Below are 16,423 nucleotides of genomic sequence, written 5' to 3'. Positions count from 1 at the left end.
CGGTCCGACTACGACTCCGCGGCCCCCTCCTCAGGGCCCTCGTTCTCGGCGTCCGACCCCGAGCGCACGTCGCGCTCGGGGTCGCCGCCCACGGGTTCGACCGGCGCGCCCAGCGCGTTGCGCTTGACGCTCCGGATGCCCTTCCGCGCCGACTGCTTCGAGGCGTAGCCCTGCCCGGAGTCGGCGACCACGTTGCCGTTGTCGTGGACCAGCCGCCAGCGCCACTTGCCGTCCCTGCCCTCGTACACCTCGAAGGCTGCCTTCGCGGGTGCGAGGGCTTCGAGTGTGGTTCCGTCCGACTGGGCCATCTCGACCCGGCCGCGCGCGAGCCGGTCGAGCGCTCCCCTGACCGCGGCCCTCCCCCGGCGGGCGACCCCCGGCGCGTATCGTTCGACCGCGTCCACCGCGTCTGCGAGGTCCGAGAGCAACGACGAGGAGGTCTCGCGGGCGAACACCGCCTCGCCGTCGCGATAGAGCGCGATGTCGAACCCCTGCCACTCGACTCCGGCGTCCTCGGGGTGTTCGGGCAGGTCCACCGCGGGTCCCGTCTCGGTCCACTCGCCCTCGGGCCGGTAGTCGAACTGGAGGGTCGCGGCTGTGAGGTCGCCGTCGGCGGTCCTGTACGAGAGCCGCGCCCGGAGTCGCGGGTGGGCCACGAGCGTGTATTCGCGGTCGAGCATGGACCGCGATTAGGGGTCGAATGGGTATGAGTCTGTTCGCCGGGTGGGGTTCTCGGAGATTCATTTGAGAACTGAACGAGGGTCGTGGTGACTGCCCAGAAAGTCCCCGAACAGTAGTCGGGTATCGAATCGGGAACTGCAACGAAGCGCGAGAAAGCCCCCGGGCGCTCGCGGTCGCTCTGCGGGATATTTCCGCGCCTCACCGCAGCGCAACGCATCGGCGCGGAAATAGTCGCCCGCAGAGGCGACTAAACTTCACGCGAGCGCCCGGCCCCTTTCATTCCCACCCTGTGGTTTGATCCACCGGGCGATTCACGGTGGAGAGCTTCCCTCGCGATACGAGTTCGAAACGGGACTCGCCTCCGGACGAACATTTAAATATCCGAACACGCTATCCGGGAACGTGCTACCCGCGGTCCGCACCCCCCGACCGGCGCACGCCCGCTCTATGCGTATGCACAGCGACGCGTAGCGTCGGGGGGACCCGCCGGACCGCGACCCCTTTCTCTCGACCCTCACGCGGGGCGGTGAAACCCGACCGGTCGAATCCACGCACCGAGTCGCGACCACCGAACCCCACAACTGACTCACATGCACGAACGCGGAAATCGGCGGGTTTTACACCCGCGACGGAGGATTGGATAGTATGAGCCACGACGACTTCCCCACCGACAACCCGGCGGTGGTGACGTGCGGCCTGCCGTACGCCAACGGCGAGTTGCACATCGGCCACCTCCGGACGTACGTCAGCGGCGACGCCTACGCCCGCGCGCTGGAGACGCTCGGACAGGAGACCGCCTTCGTCTCGGGGTCGGACATGCACGGCACCCCCGTGGCGGTCAACGCCGAGAAGGAGGGCGTCTCGCCCGAGGAGTTCGCCCTGAAACACCACGAGAAGTACGCCGAGACGTTCCCGCAGTTCAACGTCGAGTTCGACAACTACGGCCACACCCACGACGAGACCAACACCGAGTTGACCCAGGAGTTCGTCCGGTCGTGGATCGACGGCGAGTACGTCTTCGAGAAGGAGATTCAGGTCGCGTGGGACCCCCAGGCCGACCAGCCTCTGCCCGACCGCTACGTTGAGGGGACCTGCCCCTACTGCGGCGCGAAGGCCCGCGGCGACGAGTGCGACGAGGGGTGTCAGCGCCACCTCGAACCCGGCGAGATCGAGGACCCGCGCTCGACCCTGACGGGCAACCCCGCGGAGTACCGGACCCGCGAACACGAGTTCCTGCGGCTCGCCGACTTCCAGGAGTACCTCAAGGGGTTCATCGAGCGCCTCGAAGGGACCAGCAACGCCCGCAATCAGCCCCGCGAGTGGATAGAGGGCGAGCTACAGGACCTCTGTATCACCCGCGACATGGACTGGGGGATAGATTATCCGGGCGAAGGCGAGGAGGACCTCGTCCTCTACGTCTGGGTCGACGCGCCCATCGAGTACGTCGCCTCGACCAAGCAGTACACCGAGCGCGTCGGTGCGGATGAGTACGACTGGGAGACGGTCTGGAAGGCGGGCGCGCCCGAGGCCGGAGCGCCCGACGAGGCCGACCCCGACGCGTGGGCCCAGTCCGAGACGGGCGAAATCGTCCACGTCATCGGCCGGGACATCATCCAGCACCACACCGTCTTCTGGCCGTCGATGCTCCGCGGGGCGGGCTACAACGAGCCCCGCGCGGTCATGGCCAGCGGCTTCGTCAACCTCGACGGGGCGGCGTTCTCGACCAGCCGTAACCGCGCGGTGTGGGCCGACGACTACCTCGACGAGGGCTTCGCCCCCGACCTCGTGCGCTACTACCTCACCACCACCGGCGGGTTCCAGCAGGACGTGGACTTCTCGTGGGAGAAGTTCCAGGAGCGCGTCAACGGCGAGCTGGTCGGCACGCTCGGCAACTTCGCCTACCGGAGCCTGCTGTTCGCTGCCCGGAACTACGGCGGCGCGCCCGACGCCGAAACGTCCGAGGAGGTGGCCGAGCGCATCCGCGAGGCCACCGCCGACTTCGAGGACGCCATCAACGACTACTCGCTCAAGGCGGCGGGCGACGCCGCGGTCGCGCTGGCGGGCTTCGGCAACGAGTACATCCAGCGCAACGAGCCGTGGAACCTCACCGACGACGACCCCGAGGCCGCCGCGCAGGTCATCTACGACTGCGTCCAGCTCGCGAAGGCGGTCGCGGTCCTCGCCGCGCCCATCCTCCCCGAGAAGGCCCAGACCCTCTGGGAGCAGCTCGGCGAGGACGGGTCGGTCCACGACGCGCCGCTCGCGGCCGCGCTCGAATCGCCGCCCGGCGCGTTCGACGAACCCGACGAACTGTTCGAGAAGATCGAGGACGAGCGCGTCGAGGAACTCAACGAGAAGCTTCAGGAACGCATCGACGCGGCGGCCGAGAGCGCCGCCGACGCCGAGGAAACCGAAGACGAATCCATGACCGACGAAACCGACATCGAACCCATCGCCGACGACCGCATCAGCTTCGACGACTTCCAGGACCTCGACCTCCGGGTCGGGCGCATCGAATCGGCCGAGGGCATCGAGGGTGCCGACGACCTCGCGCGCCTCGAAGTCGACATCGGCGTCGAGACCCGCCAGATCGTCGCGGGCATCAAACAGCTCCACGACCTCGACGAGCTACCGGGCGAGAAGGTCGTCATCGTGGCGAACCTGGAGAAGGCCGAACTGTTCGGCGTCGAGAGCAACGGGATGGTGCTGGCCGCGGGCGAGCAGGCCGACCTCCTCACCACGCACGGCGACAGCGTTCCGGGCACGAAGGTGCGGTAGAATAGAGTCTGTTCTCTTTATAACTGAAAGACTGCCAAAGAACTCACATCTTTTTAAGGCGTAGATTTCTTGATTCCCTTATGGATGTTATAGGACTACTTGGTGTATTTTTTGGTGCGGGTGGTCTTCTAATAGGGCTCTACTCCCAGTATAAGCAGAAAAAGTTCGAAAAACGGTTAGAGCAAAAGGAAGACCTGAGAGAGATTGCGGAGGTTCTAGCGGAGTTCGTTGACCATCTCGAAAAACTTCATCTGTCTTTATCAGCCCCTTTAGAGAGGAGAGGTTTGCAAAAAGAGTTGGTAGGCTTTGGGAAAGAAATTATATCATACAACCACGCTTCTGAAGAAGCACCTGTAATTGAGGTCTCAGTCTACACATGGGAGGGAGAGAACAGAAAAGAGATAGTTAGCACTAACGAAGTTCTGGAGGAGTATAGGCCGTCCGGCAATTTAGCATTTATATCTTTGACAATTGAAGGTGGTCAAGACTATTACGATGAGGAAAAGTTCTGTCAGTTAGACAAGGTTCTAGACGGTCTTGGTCGTCTGAAGTTTATAATAGCGGGACTGGACAAAGAACAAAAGGAATTAATGGAGCAATTGCAACCAGGACTAATTAGCGAAGTCGAGACTCTTTTGAACACCATTCTTACGAATATCTTTGAGGAAGCATTAGAAACAGAATCAAGGATTGAATGCGACCCTGATGACTTTGAGGATGTTAATGAATTAGTCCTTTATCTTTTCACCAATTGTATTGTATATGACGAGCTAACGGCGGACCTTGAAGAACTGGCTGATGTAATTGACGAAGTAGAGGAAGTTAGAAAATCTGCCTTGCAAACGAGCTATTCTTGAATATCTACAGTGTTTACACGTCGTCGACGACCTGCGCGAGCTCCTCGGTCGGGAGTATCTCCATCGTCTGGGAGTCGAACCCGTGGCGTTCGAGCGCGACGCCAGCCTGATACGCCCCGTCGCGGTCGGGGGCCTCCATGATGACGAGGAAGTCGTACTCGCCGAGGATGGCGTAGGTGTGTTGGAGGTCCACGTCGAACTCCTCTACGTCCGTCCGGATGTCTCCCCAACTGGAGACCATGTCCTGGGGGTTCTGGAAGTCCTTCCGAACCTTCAAAAGCGAAGCGTACGTCGCCATAGCTGTGGTCTCGTCGGCAGTACAACAAATTAGTTGTGGCCGTGGAAACCGAATCCGACTCCGAGTTAATCACCGGGGGTTTTTGAGCGAAAGCGGCGTACGCCCGGCCATGAGAAACGCGAAGATCGTGTGTACGCTGGGTCCGGCCTCGGACTCCCAGCGTACCATCCGGGAACTCGCCGACGCCGGAATGACGGTGGCGCGGCTCAACGCGAGCCACGGCACCCGCGAGGACCGCGCCGCCCTCGTCGACGACGTCCGCGCGGTCGACGAGACCACCGACGACCCGCTCGCGGTCATGCTCGACCTGCAGGGGCCCGAAATTCGGACCGCGGAGGTCGACGAACCCATCCACCTCGAAGACGGCTCGACGGTGCGGTTCGTCGAGGGCGACACCGCCACCTCCGAGGAGGTCGGGCTGAGCCACGCCATCGCGAGCGCCGAACCCGGCGACAAGGTCCTGCTCGACGACGGCCGCATCGAGACGACCGTCGAGGAAGTCGAGGGCGAGACCGTGGTCGCCAGCGTCGACAGCGGCGGCGACCTGAGCTCTCGCAAGGGGGTCAACGTCCCCGGCGTGGAACTCGACCTCGACGTGGTCACCGATAAGGACCGGGGGGACCTCGAACTCGCCGCCGAGAAGGACGTGGACTTCGTGGCCGCGAGCTTCGTCCGGAGCGCCGAGGACGTCTACGAGGTCAGCGAGTTTCTGGAGGACAGCGGCGCCGACGTCCCCGTCATCGCGAAGATCGAGCGCCGGGGAGCGGTCGAGAACCTCGACGAGATCATCGAGGCCGCCTACGGCGTGATGGTCGCGCGCGGCGACCTCGGCGTCGAGTGCCCGCTCGAAGACGTGCCGATGATACAGAAGCGCATCATCCGGAAGTGCCAGCGCGCGGGCGTGCCGGTCATCACCGCGACCGAGATGCTCGACTCGATGGTCCACGCCCGCAGGCCCACCCGCGCGGAGGCCTCCGACGTTGCGAACGCCGTCCTCGACGGCACCGACGCCGTCATGCTGTCGGGCGAGACCGCCATCGGCGACGACCCCGTCCGGGTCGTCGAGACCATGGACCGAATCGTCCGGCAGGTCGAGTCGAGCGGGGAGTACGACGAGAGCCGCGAACAGCGCGTCCCCCCGGCCGACGACGCCCGGACCGACGCGCTGGCGCGGTCGGCCCGCTTTCTGGCGCGGGACATCGGCGCGTCGGCCATCGTGGCGGCCAGCGAGTCCGGATACACCGCGCTCAAAGTCGCGAAGTTCCGCCCGCAGGTCCCCGTGGTGGCGACCACGCCCAACGACGAGGTGCGCCGAAAGCTCGCGCTCTCGTGGGGCGTCGACCCCCGATACACGCCGATGTCGGCGGGCGTGGACACCATCATCGAGGACGCGGTCCAGTCGGCCCTCGACGCGGGCGTCGCCGACAGCGGCGACACCGTGGTCGTGCTCTCGGGGATGATGTCCGAACTGGAGGGGACGAGTTCGACCAACATGCTGAAGGTCCACGTCGCGGCCGAGACCATCGCGACCGGTCGGAGCGTGGTCAGCGGTCGGGTCGCCGCGCCCGTCTACCGTACCGAGGACGGCGACCTCACCGACGTTCCCGAGGGGTCGATACTCGCAGTCGGCCCCGGCTTCGACGGCGAGTTCGCGGGCGACCCCGGAACGCTGGTCGGCATCGTCGACGCCCGGCCGGGGATGACGGGCTACCCCGCGATGGTGGCCCGCGAACTCGACGTGCCGATGATCAGCGGCGCGCCGCTCGAACCCCGAATCCGCGACGGCGACGAGGTGACCCTCGACGCCGAGCGCGGGGTGGTCTACGAGGGCGACATCAACTACGCCCACCGCCCGTGATTGTCAGGGGCGACCCATCGGCGGTGACCCGCCAAGGCTTTTGTCGGTTGCCCGCTTAGCGACGGACATGTCAGATTCCGATTCGGAGTGGACCTACGACCTCGACGAGGTGGGTGAGGACGCCGAGGACGACCCAGACCCCGAACTCTACCCCGGGTCGCCGTCGGCCGAGAACGCCTTCTTCGTCGCGCTGGGCGTGCTCACGACGCTCGCGGTGTTCGTCCGTCTCCTCTTTCTGGCGGCCTGATGGTGTCGTCAGTTTGGTTTTACTGGTAGGTAGCGTTCTGACTCCATAGTTGTGGAAGCCGTCGTCCTAAAGGCCCAGAAAGCCCCCGGACGCTCGCGGTCGCTCCGCGGGATATTTCCGTGCTCTCCGCACCACCCGCACGGAAATAGTTGCCCGCGGAGGCGACTGAAGTGAACGCGAGCGCCCGGCCCCTTTCAGTCCCGCCCGGGAGGACAGTTCACCGGTCGCTTCCTGCCGGGTCCGTCATCGGCCGGTTCCCGATGGCCGTCCCCCGGCCCACTGCAAAACGTTAACCACCCGGAATTCTAACACACGGATATGGCACCGCTGTTGGACTCGCTCCCGATGTTGTTGTTCGTCGCTGGCGTCGCGCTGGCGATTGCCGAGGCGCTGATACCGGGCGCGCACTTCATCGTCCTCGGGGTCGCGCTCATCCTCGCGGGGCTGGTGGGTCTGCTGGTCCCGCCGCTCGCCGGACCGCTCGTGCTGGGCGCGCTGGTGCTGGGCTTCGGCGGTATCGCGCTCTACGCCTACCGCGAATTCGACCTCTACGGCGGCAAGGGCGTCGCGCGAACCAAGGACTCCGACTCGCTCAAGGGCCAGACCGGCCGGGTGACCGAGCGCGTCACGCCCCGCGACGGCCAGATAAAGTTGCACGAGGGGGGATTCAACCCCTTCTACGCCGCACGGAGCATGGACGGCGAGATTCCCGAGGGCACCGAGGTGATGGTGGTCGACCCCGGCGGCGGCAACGTCGTCACGGTCGAACCCCTCGACGCCATCGAGGACCCCATCGACCGGGAACTCCGCCGGGCCGAGGAGGCCCGCGAGCGCGAACGCGAGACCGACACCGAAGAGGCGTGAGTCCGGTTTTGGAGGGGTGAGCTTGGTATCCGAGGGAGTATGAGCTTGGTATCCGAGGGGACGTGAGGGTCGCGCTCGCGGCCGAGCCGCGAGCGCGACCCGGATGATTTCGCGGCCGAACGGGTGACGGTGAGCAGAATGTTTAACACATCTTCATTCTAACACCAAGACGTATGCTGATTCCACTACAGGCCACCGGTGGCTTCACCATCGTCGCCCTGCTGTTCCTCGCACTCGTGGTCATCACGGTGTGGCAGTCGGTCGAGATCGTGGACGCGACCGAGAAGCGAGCACTGACCGTGTTCGGTGAGTACCGAAAGCTCCTCGAACCCGGTATCAACTTCGTGCCGCCGTTCGTGAGCGCGACCCACAAATTCGACATGCGGACCCAGACGCTCGACGTGCCCCGACAGGAGGCCATCACCCGGGACAACTCGCCCGTGACCGCCGACGCCGTGGTCTACATCAAGGTGATGGACGCCAAGAAGGCGTATCTGGAGGTCGAGGACTACAAGCGCGCGGTGTCGAACCTCGCCCAGACCACCCTGCGCGCGGTGCTGGGCGACATGGAACTCGACGACACCCTCAACAAGCGCCAGCAGATCAACGCCAAGATTCGCAAGGAACTCGACGAACCCACCGACGAGTGGGGCATCCGGGTCGAGAGCGTCGAGGTCCGGGAGGTCAACCCCAGCAAGGACGTCCAGCAGGCCATGGAGCAACAGACCTCCGCCGAGCGCAAGCGCCGCGCCATGATTCTGGAGGCCCAAGGTGAGCGCCGCAGCGCCATCGAGAAGGCCGAAGGTGACAAGCAGTCGAACATCATCCGCGCACAGGGTGAGAAGCAGAGCCAGATTCTGGAAGCGCAGGGTGACGCGGTCTCGACCGTCCTGCGCGCCAAGTCGGCCGAGTCGATGGGCGAGCGCGCGGTCATCGAGAAGGGCATGGAGACCCTCGAATCCATCGGTCAGGGCGAGTCGACGACGTTCGTCCTGCCCCAGGAGCTGTCGTCGCTGGTCGGCCGGTACGGCAAGCACCTCACCGGTAGCGACGTGAAGGAGGACGGCGAGCAGCTCGACAGCCTCGACTTCGACGCCGAGACCCGCGAACTCCTCGGCCTCGACGACATCGAGGAGATTCTCGGCCAGATAGACAAGGAGGCCGAGATGGACGTGGAAGCGATGGAGCAGGAAGCCCAGGCCATCAAGGAGGGCGAAGACCCCGCCGACATAAAGAGCCCCGACGAGGTCATCGAGGAGATGGACGAGGAGGCTCCCGACATGGACGAAGTCGAAGCCGAGATGGACGCCGAACTCGAAAAGTAAGCTCAAATCCCTCCTGAGACGACTGTCTCTCGACATATCTCGAATTTTTAGAAAAGATATTACTCGCGTCGGTGAGTGGCGTGTCCCAACGCGGCGACCCGACCGGTCGCCGCTCCGTACGCATGGCACGCGACAGCGACCGAGAACCGAGTAGTATCGAGGTACCGTGTCCGACCTGCGAGCGACGCTGGGAACTCGGACGCGCGAACGACCGGACCTGCCCCCACTGCGGCGGGTCGGTTTCGATACGCGTCTACGAGGAGTTCGCGCTGGTCGAGCGCGAGGGGTGGGCCGTCGCGGTCTCGACCGCCGACGACCGACCGACGCCGGGGATTTCGACCGATGGGTGAACTCGCCGACGCGCTGGCGGCGGCGCTTGACGGCCCCGACGCCGACAGCCACTACGAGTGCACCCACTGCGGCGCGGTCGCCGACGGGTGGTTCGACGACTGCCCGAAGTGTGGCGGTACCGTGATGCGAATCGTGACGGACCACCGAGACGACCCGGCGCTCACCGGGAGGTGAGCGCCGGGAGGAGCCTCCTCCAGACCGACCCCGACCTCTCGCCCGTGTGACGCTCCCGCAAGCGAAGGTGTTTTAATCCTCCACGTCGATTTCTCGTGTAGATGGTTGAGCGCTCCGACGTGGATGAAAATAAGCGGGCGACGCTCCGGCGGTTCGCGGTACTGGGTGCCGCGACCCCCCTCACGAAGTTCCGCGGCGAGGACGGCGGCGAGAGCGAGGCCCGCGACGCCATCGCGGGCTACGTCGCCACCACGCCGGGCGCTCACTTCTCGAAGATACGCGACGACCTCAAACTCGGCACCGGCGAGGCCCAGCACCACCTCCGCCAGCTCCTCGAATCGAACGCGCTCGAAAGCCGCCGCGACGGCGACTACCGGCGGTTCTACCCCGCCGACCAGTTCTCGGGGTTCGAGCAGGTCGCGCTGGGCTACCTCCGGCGGGCGACCCCCCGCGGGATGCTCATCGAACTCCTCCGGAACCCGGACGCCACCGGTAGCGACCTCGCCGACGCGCTCGGCGTGTCCCGGCCCACGGTGAGCAAGTACGCCGCGAGCCTCGACGAGGCGGGCCTGCTCGACCGCGAGGACGGCTACGCGGTCCGCCGCCCGGAGACCGTCATCACCCTGCTCGTCCGGTACGCCGACTCGTTCGGCGAAAATGCCGCGACGTTCGCGGCGCAGGCCGACGGCTTCATCTCGTTCGACCCCTAGGAATTCTCGTTCGTCGGTGTTCGGTACGTCTATTCGTAGCGTTTCGTTCCAGTAGCTCTGATTTCGACGCTTCCCGACTCCGCTACCGACTTCCTCGTTTCGTGCCTATCGAAGAAGAGACTGCGAATCGGTCTTCGAAAGCCCCCGCCCGCTCGCCTCGAACCGACGGAGATATGAACGCGAACGTTCAGAAAGCCCCCGCCCGCTCGCGGTCGCTCAGCGACATATCCTCGCTCGCTTCGCTCACTCGGATAGGGGTCGCTGAGACGACTACATGAACGCGAGCGGGCGGCCCCTTTCATTCCCACCCGGTGGACTGTGCCATCGGCCGATTCCCGGTGGACTGTGTCACCGGCCGATTCCCGGTGGACTGTGCCATCGGCCGGTTCCCGTGGTCTGTGTCGTGTCGCGTCTCGGGTGAAAAATTCAGTCCCCGCTGGACGAAGCCACTGCTACGCGACTCGGAATCGCGGAGAAGCGAGGGCTGACGACCGCCGCGCTACTTGAACCGGAACGTTTCGAGGTTCTTGGGCGCGAAGGTCCGCATGTTGAACTCGTGGTAGAGCGCCGACGAGAGGTCCTGCGTCGAGGACTCGTCGCCGTGGACGCACAGCACCTTCTCGGGGCGGGGACTCATCGTCTTCACGAAGTTCATCAGGCCCTGCCGGTCGGCGTGCCCGGAGAAGCCGTCGACAGTCTCGACGTCGACCTTCAGCTTCAGGGTGCCGTTCCGACCGCTTCGGCCGCCGCGGTTCATCGGAATCTCGTCCCAGCCGTTCTGGATGCGCCGACCGAGGGTTCCCTGTGCCTGATAGCCGACGAAGACGAGGCGGGAGTCGGGGTCGCCGCCGACGTGGTCGAGCCACGACATGATGGGGCCGCCGGTGACCATCCCGGAGGTCGAGAGGATGATGCAGGGGCCGCCGTCGGCGACCTCGCGCCGTTCCTCCTGGCCGCCGTCGATGTGGTTGAACTGGTCGGCGAGGAAGGGATTCTCGTCCTCGTGGAAGATGCGGTCCCGGAGGTCGTCGCGGAGGTACTCGGGGTAGGTGGTGTGGATGGCGGTCGCCTCCCAGATCATGCCGTCGAGGTGGACCGGCATCTCGGGGATGTCGCCGTTGCGCATCGCCTCCTCGATGACGAGCATCATCTCCTGAGAGCGCCCGACCGCGAACGCGGGGATGAGGACCTTCCCGCCCTGATCGTAGGTCTCGTTGATGACCTCCTTGAGCTTGCGCTCGGAGTCCTCCTGGTCGGTCTGGTAGTCGTTTCGACCCCCGTAGGTGGATTCGAGGATGAGCGTCTCGACCCGCGGGAAGTCGTTGACCGCGCCGTTGAACAGCCGGGTGTCGGTGTAGTGGATGTCGCCCGAGAACGCGACGTTGTAGAGGCCGTCGCCGATGTGGAAGTGGCTGATGGCCGACCCGAGGATGTGGCCCGCGTTGTGGAGCGTGAGCTTCACGTCGGGCGCGATGTCGGTCACGTCGCCGTACTCCAGCGGGATAGTGTGCTTGATGGCCTCCCGGACCATCTCGGACTCGTAGGGCGGCGCGCGGCCCTCCTTGGCCGCGACGTCGAGGTAGTCGAGCTGGAGCAGTCCCATCAGGTCGCGGGTGGGTTCGGTGGTGTAGATGGGGCCGTCGTAGCCGTACTTGAACAGCAGGGGGATGAGCGCGGAGTGGTCGAGGTGGGCGTGGGTGAGCACCACCGCGTCGATGGTGTTCGCGCCCGCGCCCAGCGCCTCCGCGACCTGGAGGTAGGGAACCTCGCCCTCCGCGCCCGGCTTGTCGCCGCAGTCGATGAGGATGCGGGTCTCGGGCGTCGAGAGGATGAACGAGGCCCGACCGACCTCCCGACAGCACCCCAGCGTGGTCACCCGGACGTACTCGTCGTCGGACATCTCCTCGCGGTGGATCTGTCGGCCCACCTTCTCCAGGATGTCCCGTCGCTCGTCGCGCTCCTGTTTCAGGAAGTTCCGGACGTTCGAGACGGTCGAGGACTCGATGGGCGGCGTGCGGACCACCTCGGGCGTCCACCCGACCTCCTGTGTTATCTCCCGGAGGGTCGAGCCGTGCTTGCCGATGACCATCCCGGGCTTCTCGGCCTCGATGACGACCTCGCCGGTGTCGGCGTGGAAGTCGAGGTCGGTGACGCCCGCCTCGTCGGGAATGACCGCCAGTACGTCCTCGCGGGCGTCCTTGGGCCGCGATAGCACGTCGGGGTCGGGACGGACCGTGATGCGCTTGCGGAGCTGGCTCGCCAGCTGGCGGATGAGGTCGCCGTTGCGCGCGAACTTCTTGGGGTCGCGCGTGTAGACGACCAGTTCCGGGCCCTCGTACTTGACGTCCGACACCGAGATGTCGCTCGGTAGCTCGCTTTTGATCTCTGCTCGCAGTTCCTCGAGTTGCTGATCTACGTTACTCATAGTGGGAAAAAGTCGGCTTCGTCTGTGATGTGCCGTCCTGACCGCTCGTAGCCGTCGCGACCCGGAAGACGCCGTCTTCCGGGTCGTCGCCGAGTCCGGTAGCTACGGTCCCAGCGTCCGACGCTCGTCGGGCCTGAGTGAACTACCGGTTCGGCTGTCGATACGGTTGTAATGCCGTCACGACTACGATGCAGAGTACAGCACAGCATAGATTTCGCTTCTCCGCGGGATGGTAACTCGCGCCGACGCGCGAGCAGTCCGCGTCCCCGGCGGGACTGCCGCAGACCGGACGCTCATTCGGGGACGCAGGAAAACCCGCTTAGTCGCCACTAGTCCCCGATGTTATAAAAGCCTTCTCAAAACGAACACATCCAAGGTCGCCGGGCGCGTCCGGCCGGTATGCGACTCACGCGCGACGCCGTTGCCGACGAGTACCGGTGGGTCCGCGAGCGAGCAGACGTGACCGTCCCGCTGATAAACGAGGTCCGGGCCGACCTCGGCGACCGCTTCGACGCCGACGTGGACGAGGTCACGGTCGAGCAGTACGAGCGCGAAGCCGACGCGGTCTTCGCCGACGGCGACCTCGCGGTCAACGTCGCCGCGCTCGTGGGGCTCCTCCGGGAGCTGGACGTGGCGGGCGACTACCCGGGGTTCGTGGTGGACGAGTTTCTGGGCAGACGGCTCGCAGGGACGATAGCGGGGGCCCAGCCCCTCGGCCTGCTCGGGGAGGCGACGTTCCACTACGCCGACCTGCTGACCCACTCGGACGACGACACCGCGGGACTGGACGACCTCGACGCCGCGCTCGCGGCCGGATTCCAGACCCGCCTGCCGGGGTGGGACTGGACGGAGGGGGCGAGTCCCTTCGCGGTCGAGACTCGGGAGTGACGCGTTCCCCCGACTCGCTCACCCGAGGGCGTCGAGTGCGTCCTCGGCCCGTCGAACGAGCGCCGGGTGGGGGTCTGCTTGGGCCCTCGACTTCTGAACCTCCGCGAGCGCGGTCTCGACCGAACAGTCCCGCCGGACCGCGAGCGCGGCCGCCGCGACCGCCGGACTCCGGGAACTCCCGCGAGAGCAGTGGACCAGCACGGTCTCGCGGGCGTCCAGCGCGGCGACGACCGCCTCGACGGCCCGCCGGAATGCGGCCGGGTCGTTCCTCGGCCCGTCCATCATCGGCGCGTCGACGAGCGACACGTCGTCGGGATAGCCGCCGGTCGGCAGGGCGTGGGTGAGCTTGCAGACCGTGGTGATTCCGGCCGCCTCCTGTCTGTCTGCGTCGGCGGCCGCCTCGATGCTCCCGACGAACAGTCCGGGTGCGATCTGGTCCATCTACGGCTCGTTTTCGTCTGCATCGACTAAACATCGGTTTTTTGGCCCCGCTGGACCGACGAGTCGGTATGCAACCCGCGACCCTCTGTTACCTCCTGCGACCCGGTGACGAGGAGGTGCTACTCATCGAGAAGAAGCGCGGCCTCGGCGAGGGGCTGTACGTCGGCCCCGGCGGCAAGGTCGAGGACGGCGAGACGCCCCGCGAGTGCGTGGTCCGCGAGGTCGAGGAGGAGATCGGCGTGACCCCGCGCGACCCCGAGAAGGTCGGGGAGTTCGAGTTCGTGTTCGGAGAGACGCCCGAGATGTTCGTCCACGTCTTCCGCGCGGAGGACTTTGCGGGCGAGCCCGAGGAGAGCGAGGAGGCCGACCCCGAGTGGTTCGGCTACGAGGAAGTGCCCTACGACGATATGTGGGAGGACGACCGCCACTGGATGCCCCACCTGTTCGACGGCGAGACGTTCGAAGGACGATTTGTGTTCGATTCGGACGGTGAGGAGCTTCGGGAGTGGGACGTGGAGACGGGCGTGGGGTTTTGAAGATGTGAGAAGCCATTCGAGGAGAGCCATTACAGCGACCGCTACTCGCACGGTACAAATGAGACCGCACCGCGACCGCAGGCCACGCCCTCCCCAACCGACTGCGTTTCTCGGTCGCTCACTACGTTCGCTTCCTGCGATACTCGTCCCTCGCACGAGTGTGTCGCGCCACGAGGGCGCGACAGCCGCGCGCCACGCTGGAACTGACGATTCACGAATTCAATCGAAAGTCACGGCGCGCGCTGGCGCGGCCTCGCCGTTCGAGGCCGCGCCATCAGCGCGCGAGGGATGAGCGAACGAGCGACTGGAAGGAGCGAGTGAGCGAATCGGCTGGGGAGGCGTGTGGCCCGCGGTCGCGGTGCGGTTGCGGTCTTCATAGGTGACGGCAGTAGCTAGCTTCACTCGCCCTCCAGTCGTTGCTCTCGTTACCTCCCATGCGATTTCCTCCCACCAAATACCACGACCTCGACCCGTTACCAAAGCTTCATCGCATTTAAGACCGCCTCAGTGAAATCACTACCCAATGAGCGACAACGAGCAGGAACTCGGTATCACCGAGCAGAAGGAGTACTCGCCCGGCGACTGGTACGCCGAGGTCGTCCAGAAGGCCGAACTCGCCGACTACGCGCCCATGGGCGGGTTCATCGTCACCCGACCCCGCGGGTACGCCCTCTGGGAGGGCGTCCAGGACCACCTCGACTCGTGGTTCAAGCAGACCGGCTCGCAGAACGCCTACTTCCCCGCGCTCATCCCCGAGAGCTACCTCGAACGCGAGAGCGACATCGTCGAGGGGTTCGACCCCGAGGTGGCGTGGGTGACCCACGGCGGCCACGACGAACTCGAAGAGCGACTCGCGTTCCGGCCCACCAGCGAGTCCATCATCACGCCGTTCATGAGCAACTGGGTCCGGAGCCACCGCGACCTCCCCCTCCGGCTGAACCAGTGGTGTAGCGTCATCCGGTGGGAGGCCACCGAGACCAAGCCGTTCTTCCGGACCAAAGAGTTCCTCTGGCAGGAGGGCCACACCGCCCACGAGACCGAAGACGAAGCGTGGGATGAGACGATGACCCGCCTCGGCCAGTACGAGCGCCTGTACGAGGACGTGCTCGCTATTCCGGTCCTCCGGGGTCGCAAGCCCGAGCACGACAAGTTCCCCGGCGCGCACACCACCACCACGGTCGAGGCGCTGATGCCCGACGGCAAGTCGGTGCAGGGCGGGACCTCCCACTACCTCGGACAGGGGTTCGCGGAGGCCTACGACCTCACCTTCACCGACGAGGACGAGGAAGAGCAGGTCGCCCACACCACCTCGTGGGGCCTGTCGTGGCGCGCGCTGGGCGCGCTCATCATGACCCACAGCGACGACCAGGGGCTCGTCGTCCCCCCGACCATCGCGCCCGAGCAGGTCGTCATCGTCCCCATCTGGAGCGAGGACACCCGCGAGGAGGTCCTCGACTACGCCGAGGGCGTGGCCGACGACCTCGAAGCCGCGGGCGTCCGGGTCGAACTCGACGACCGCGACGAGCGCAACCCCGGCTTCAAGTTCAACGAGTGGGAGCTGAAGGGCGTGCCCGTCCGCATCGAGATCGGACCCAACGAGGTCGAGGACGACGAACTCACCGTCGTCCACCGTCCCGACGGCGAGGACAGCGTCGAGGACCGCGAGTACGTCGCCGAGACCATCGAGGACCACTTCGAGGCGGTCTACGACAAGCTCTACGCGGCCGCCGAGGAGAACCTCGAAGAGAACGTCCGCGAGGCCTACGAGACCTCCGAGATACTGGGCACCATCGGCCGGTACGGCGGCTACGTCAAGACGCCGTGGTGTGGCGACGAGGCCTGCGAGCAGGTCATCAAGGAGGAGATCGCCGCTGAAATCGTGATGGTTCCGATGGACCGCGACGCCGAACCCATCGGCGAGGAGTGCGGCGTCTGTGGCGACGAGGCCTGCGAGACCGCCTACTTCGCGAAGTCGTACTGAGCGCCCGTC

16 protein-coding genes are annotated in these 16,423 nt (G+C 65.6%); 12 read left to right on the top strand and 4 right to left on the bottom strand.

The window, feature by feature from the left end; genetic code table 11:
• Positions 1-8: 8 nt before the first annotated feature.
• Entirely contained in the window at positions 9-680 is a 672-nt protein-coding gene (locus tag NGM10_RS05000) for an HVO_2922 family protein (protein WP_253482454.1), read from the bottom strand.
• A gap of 646 nt (positions 681-1,326) precedes the next feature.
• Here NGM10_RS05000 and metG point away from each other — a divergent pair.
• Together metG and NGM10_RS04990 are read left to right on the top strand one after the other, a co-directional pair.
• Positions 1,327-3,459: a methionine--tRNA ligase gene (metG, locus tag NGM10_RS04995; protein ID WP_253482451.1), complete on the top strand. Its 2,133-nt coding sequence runs from the start codon at positions 1,327-1,329 to the stop codon at positions 3,457-3,459.
• Between the two features lie 80 nt (positions 3,460-3,539).
• Complete coding sequence (locus tag NGM10_RS04990) at positions 3,540-4,316, top strand: hypothetical protein (protein ID WP_253482448.1); 777 nt, start codon at positions 3,540-3,542, stop codon at positions 4,314-4,316.
• Between the two features lie 13 nt (positions 4,317-4,329).
• On the opposite strand, the gene NGM10_RS04985 is transcribed toward NGM10_RS04990, so the two are convergent.
• Positions 4,330-4,614: a GYD domain-containing protein gene (locus NGM10_RS04985; RefSeq protein ID WP_253482444.1), complete on the bottom strand. Its 285-nt coding sequence runs from the start codon at positions 4,612-4,614 to the stop codon at positions 4,330-4,332.
• A 109-nt stretch (positions 4,615-4,723) separates the two neighbouring features.
• Here NGM10_RS04985 and pyk point away from each other — a divergent pair, with 109 nt between their 5' ends.
• The 7 genes from pyk (at position 4,724) to NGM10_RS04950 (ending at position 10,143) form a co-directional block, all read left to right on the top strand.
• On the top strand, positions 4,724-6,472 hold the full coding sequence (gene pyk / locus NGM10_RS04980) for a pyruvate kinase (RefSeq protein WP_253482441.1): 1,749 nt from the start codon (positions 4,724-4,726) through the stop codon (positions 6,470-6,472).
• Between the two features lie 67 nt (positions 6,473-6,539).
• Positions 6,540-6,719: a DUF7312 domain-containing protein gene (locus NGM10_RS04975; RefSeq protein WP_253482437.1), complete on the top strand. Its 180-nt coding sequence runs from the start codon at positions 6,540-6,542 to the stop codon at positions 6,717-6,719.
• 318 nt (positions 6,720-7,037) lie between these two features.
• Positions 7,038-7,583 (top strand): NfeD family protein, encoded by a 546-nt coding sequence (locus tag NGM10_RS04970; protein WP_253482434.1) that lies wholly within the window; start codon positions 7,038-7,040, stop codon positions 7,581-7,583.
• A gap of 173 nt (positions 7,584-7,756) precedes the next feature.
• Positions 7,757-8,908 (top strand): SPFH domain-containing protein, encoded by a 1,152-nt coding sequence (locus tag NGM10_RS04965; protein WP_253482431.1) that lies wholly within the window; start codon positions 7,757-7,759, stop codon positions 8,906-8,908.
• A 122-nt stretch (positions 8,909-9,030) separates the two neighbouring features.
• Positions 9,031-9,258 (top strand): hypothetical protein, encoded by a 228-nt coding sequence (locus NGM10_RS04960; protein ID WP_253482429.1) that lies wholly within the window; start codon positions 9,031-9,033, stop codon positions 9,256-9,258.
• On the top strand, positions 9,251-9,433 hold the full coding sequence (locus tag NGM10_RS04955; RefSeq protein WP_253482426.1) for a hypothetical protein: 183 nt from the start codon (positions 9,251-9,253) through the stop codon (positions 9,431-9,433). Before NGM10_RS04960 ends, NGM10_RS04955 begins: the two co-directional genes overlap by 8 nt.
• 101 nt (positions 9,434-9,534) lie before the next feature.
• Positions 9,535-10,143 (top strand): winged helix-turn-helix transcriptional regulator, encoded by a 609-nt coding sequence (locus NGM10_RS04950; protein WP_253482424.1) that lies wholly within the window; start codon positions 9,535-9,537, stop codon positions 10,141-10,143.
• 499 nt (positions 10,144-10,642) lie between these two features.
• Here NGM10_RS04950 and NGM10_RS04945 read toward each other — a convergent pair whose 3' ends face one another.
• Positions 10,643-12,568, bottom strand: coding sequence for a beta-CASP ribonuclease aCPSF1 (locus NGM10_RS04945; protein ID WP_253482422.1), 1,926 nt, complete (start codon positions 12,566-12,568; stop codon positions 10,643-10,645).
• A 399-nt stretch (positions 12,569-12,967) separates the two neighbouring features.
• On the opposite strand from NGM10_RS04945, the gene NGM10_RS04940 reads away from it, so the two are divergent.
• Positions 12,968-13,456 (top strand): DUF7984 family protein, encoded by a 489-nt coding sequence (locus NGM10_RS04940; protein ID WP_253482419.1) that lies wholly within the window; start codon positions 12,968-12,970, stop codon positions 13,454-13,456.
• 18 nt (positions 13,457-13,474) lie between these two features.
• On the opposite strand, the gene NGM10_RS04935 is transcribed toward NGM10_RS04940, so the two are convergent.
• On the bottom strand, positions 13,475-13,897 hold the full coding sequence (locus NGM10_RS04935) for a dual specificity protein phosphatase family protein (RefSeq protein WP_253482416.1): 423 nt from the start codon (positions 13,895-13,897) through the stop codon (positions 13,475-13,477).
• 68 nt (positions 13,898-13,965) lie between these two features.
• Between NGM10_RS04935 and NGM10_RS04930 the strand changes: the two genes are divergently transcribed.
• On the top strand, positions 13,966-14,433 hold the full coding sequence (locus NGM10_RS04930) for an 8-oxo-dGTP diphosphatase (RefSeq protein ID WP_253482413.1): 468 nt from the start codon (positions 13,966-13,968) through the stop codon (positions 14,431-14,433).
• A 523-nt stretch (positions 14,434-14,956) separates the two neighbouring features.
• The gene (gene proS, locus NGM10_RS04925) at positions 14,957-16,414 is read left to right on the top strand and encodes a proline--tRNA ligase (RefSeq protein ID WP_253482411.1); all 1,458 of its coding nucleotides are present in this window, start codon (positions 14,957-14,959) and stop codon (positions 16,412-16,414) included.
• Positions 16,415-16,423 lie beyond the last annotated feature (9 nt).

Source organism: Halorussus salilacus, assembly GCF_024138125.1.
GTDB lineage: Archaea > Halobacteriota > Halobacteria > Halobacteriales > Haladaptataceae > Halorussus > Halorussus salilacus.
The sequence above is the reverse complement of the archived record's forward strand: the minus strand, read 5'-3'. Positions and strand labels throughout refer to the sequence as shown.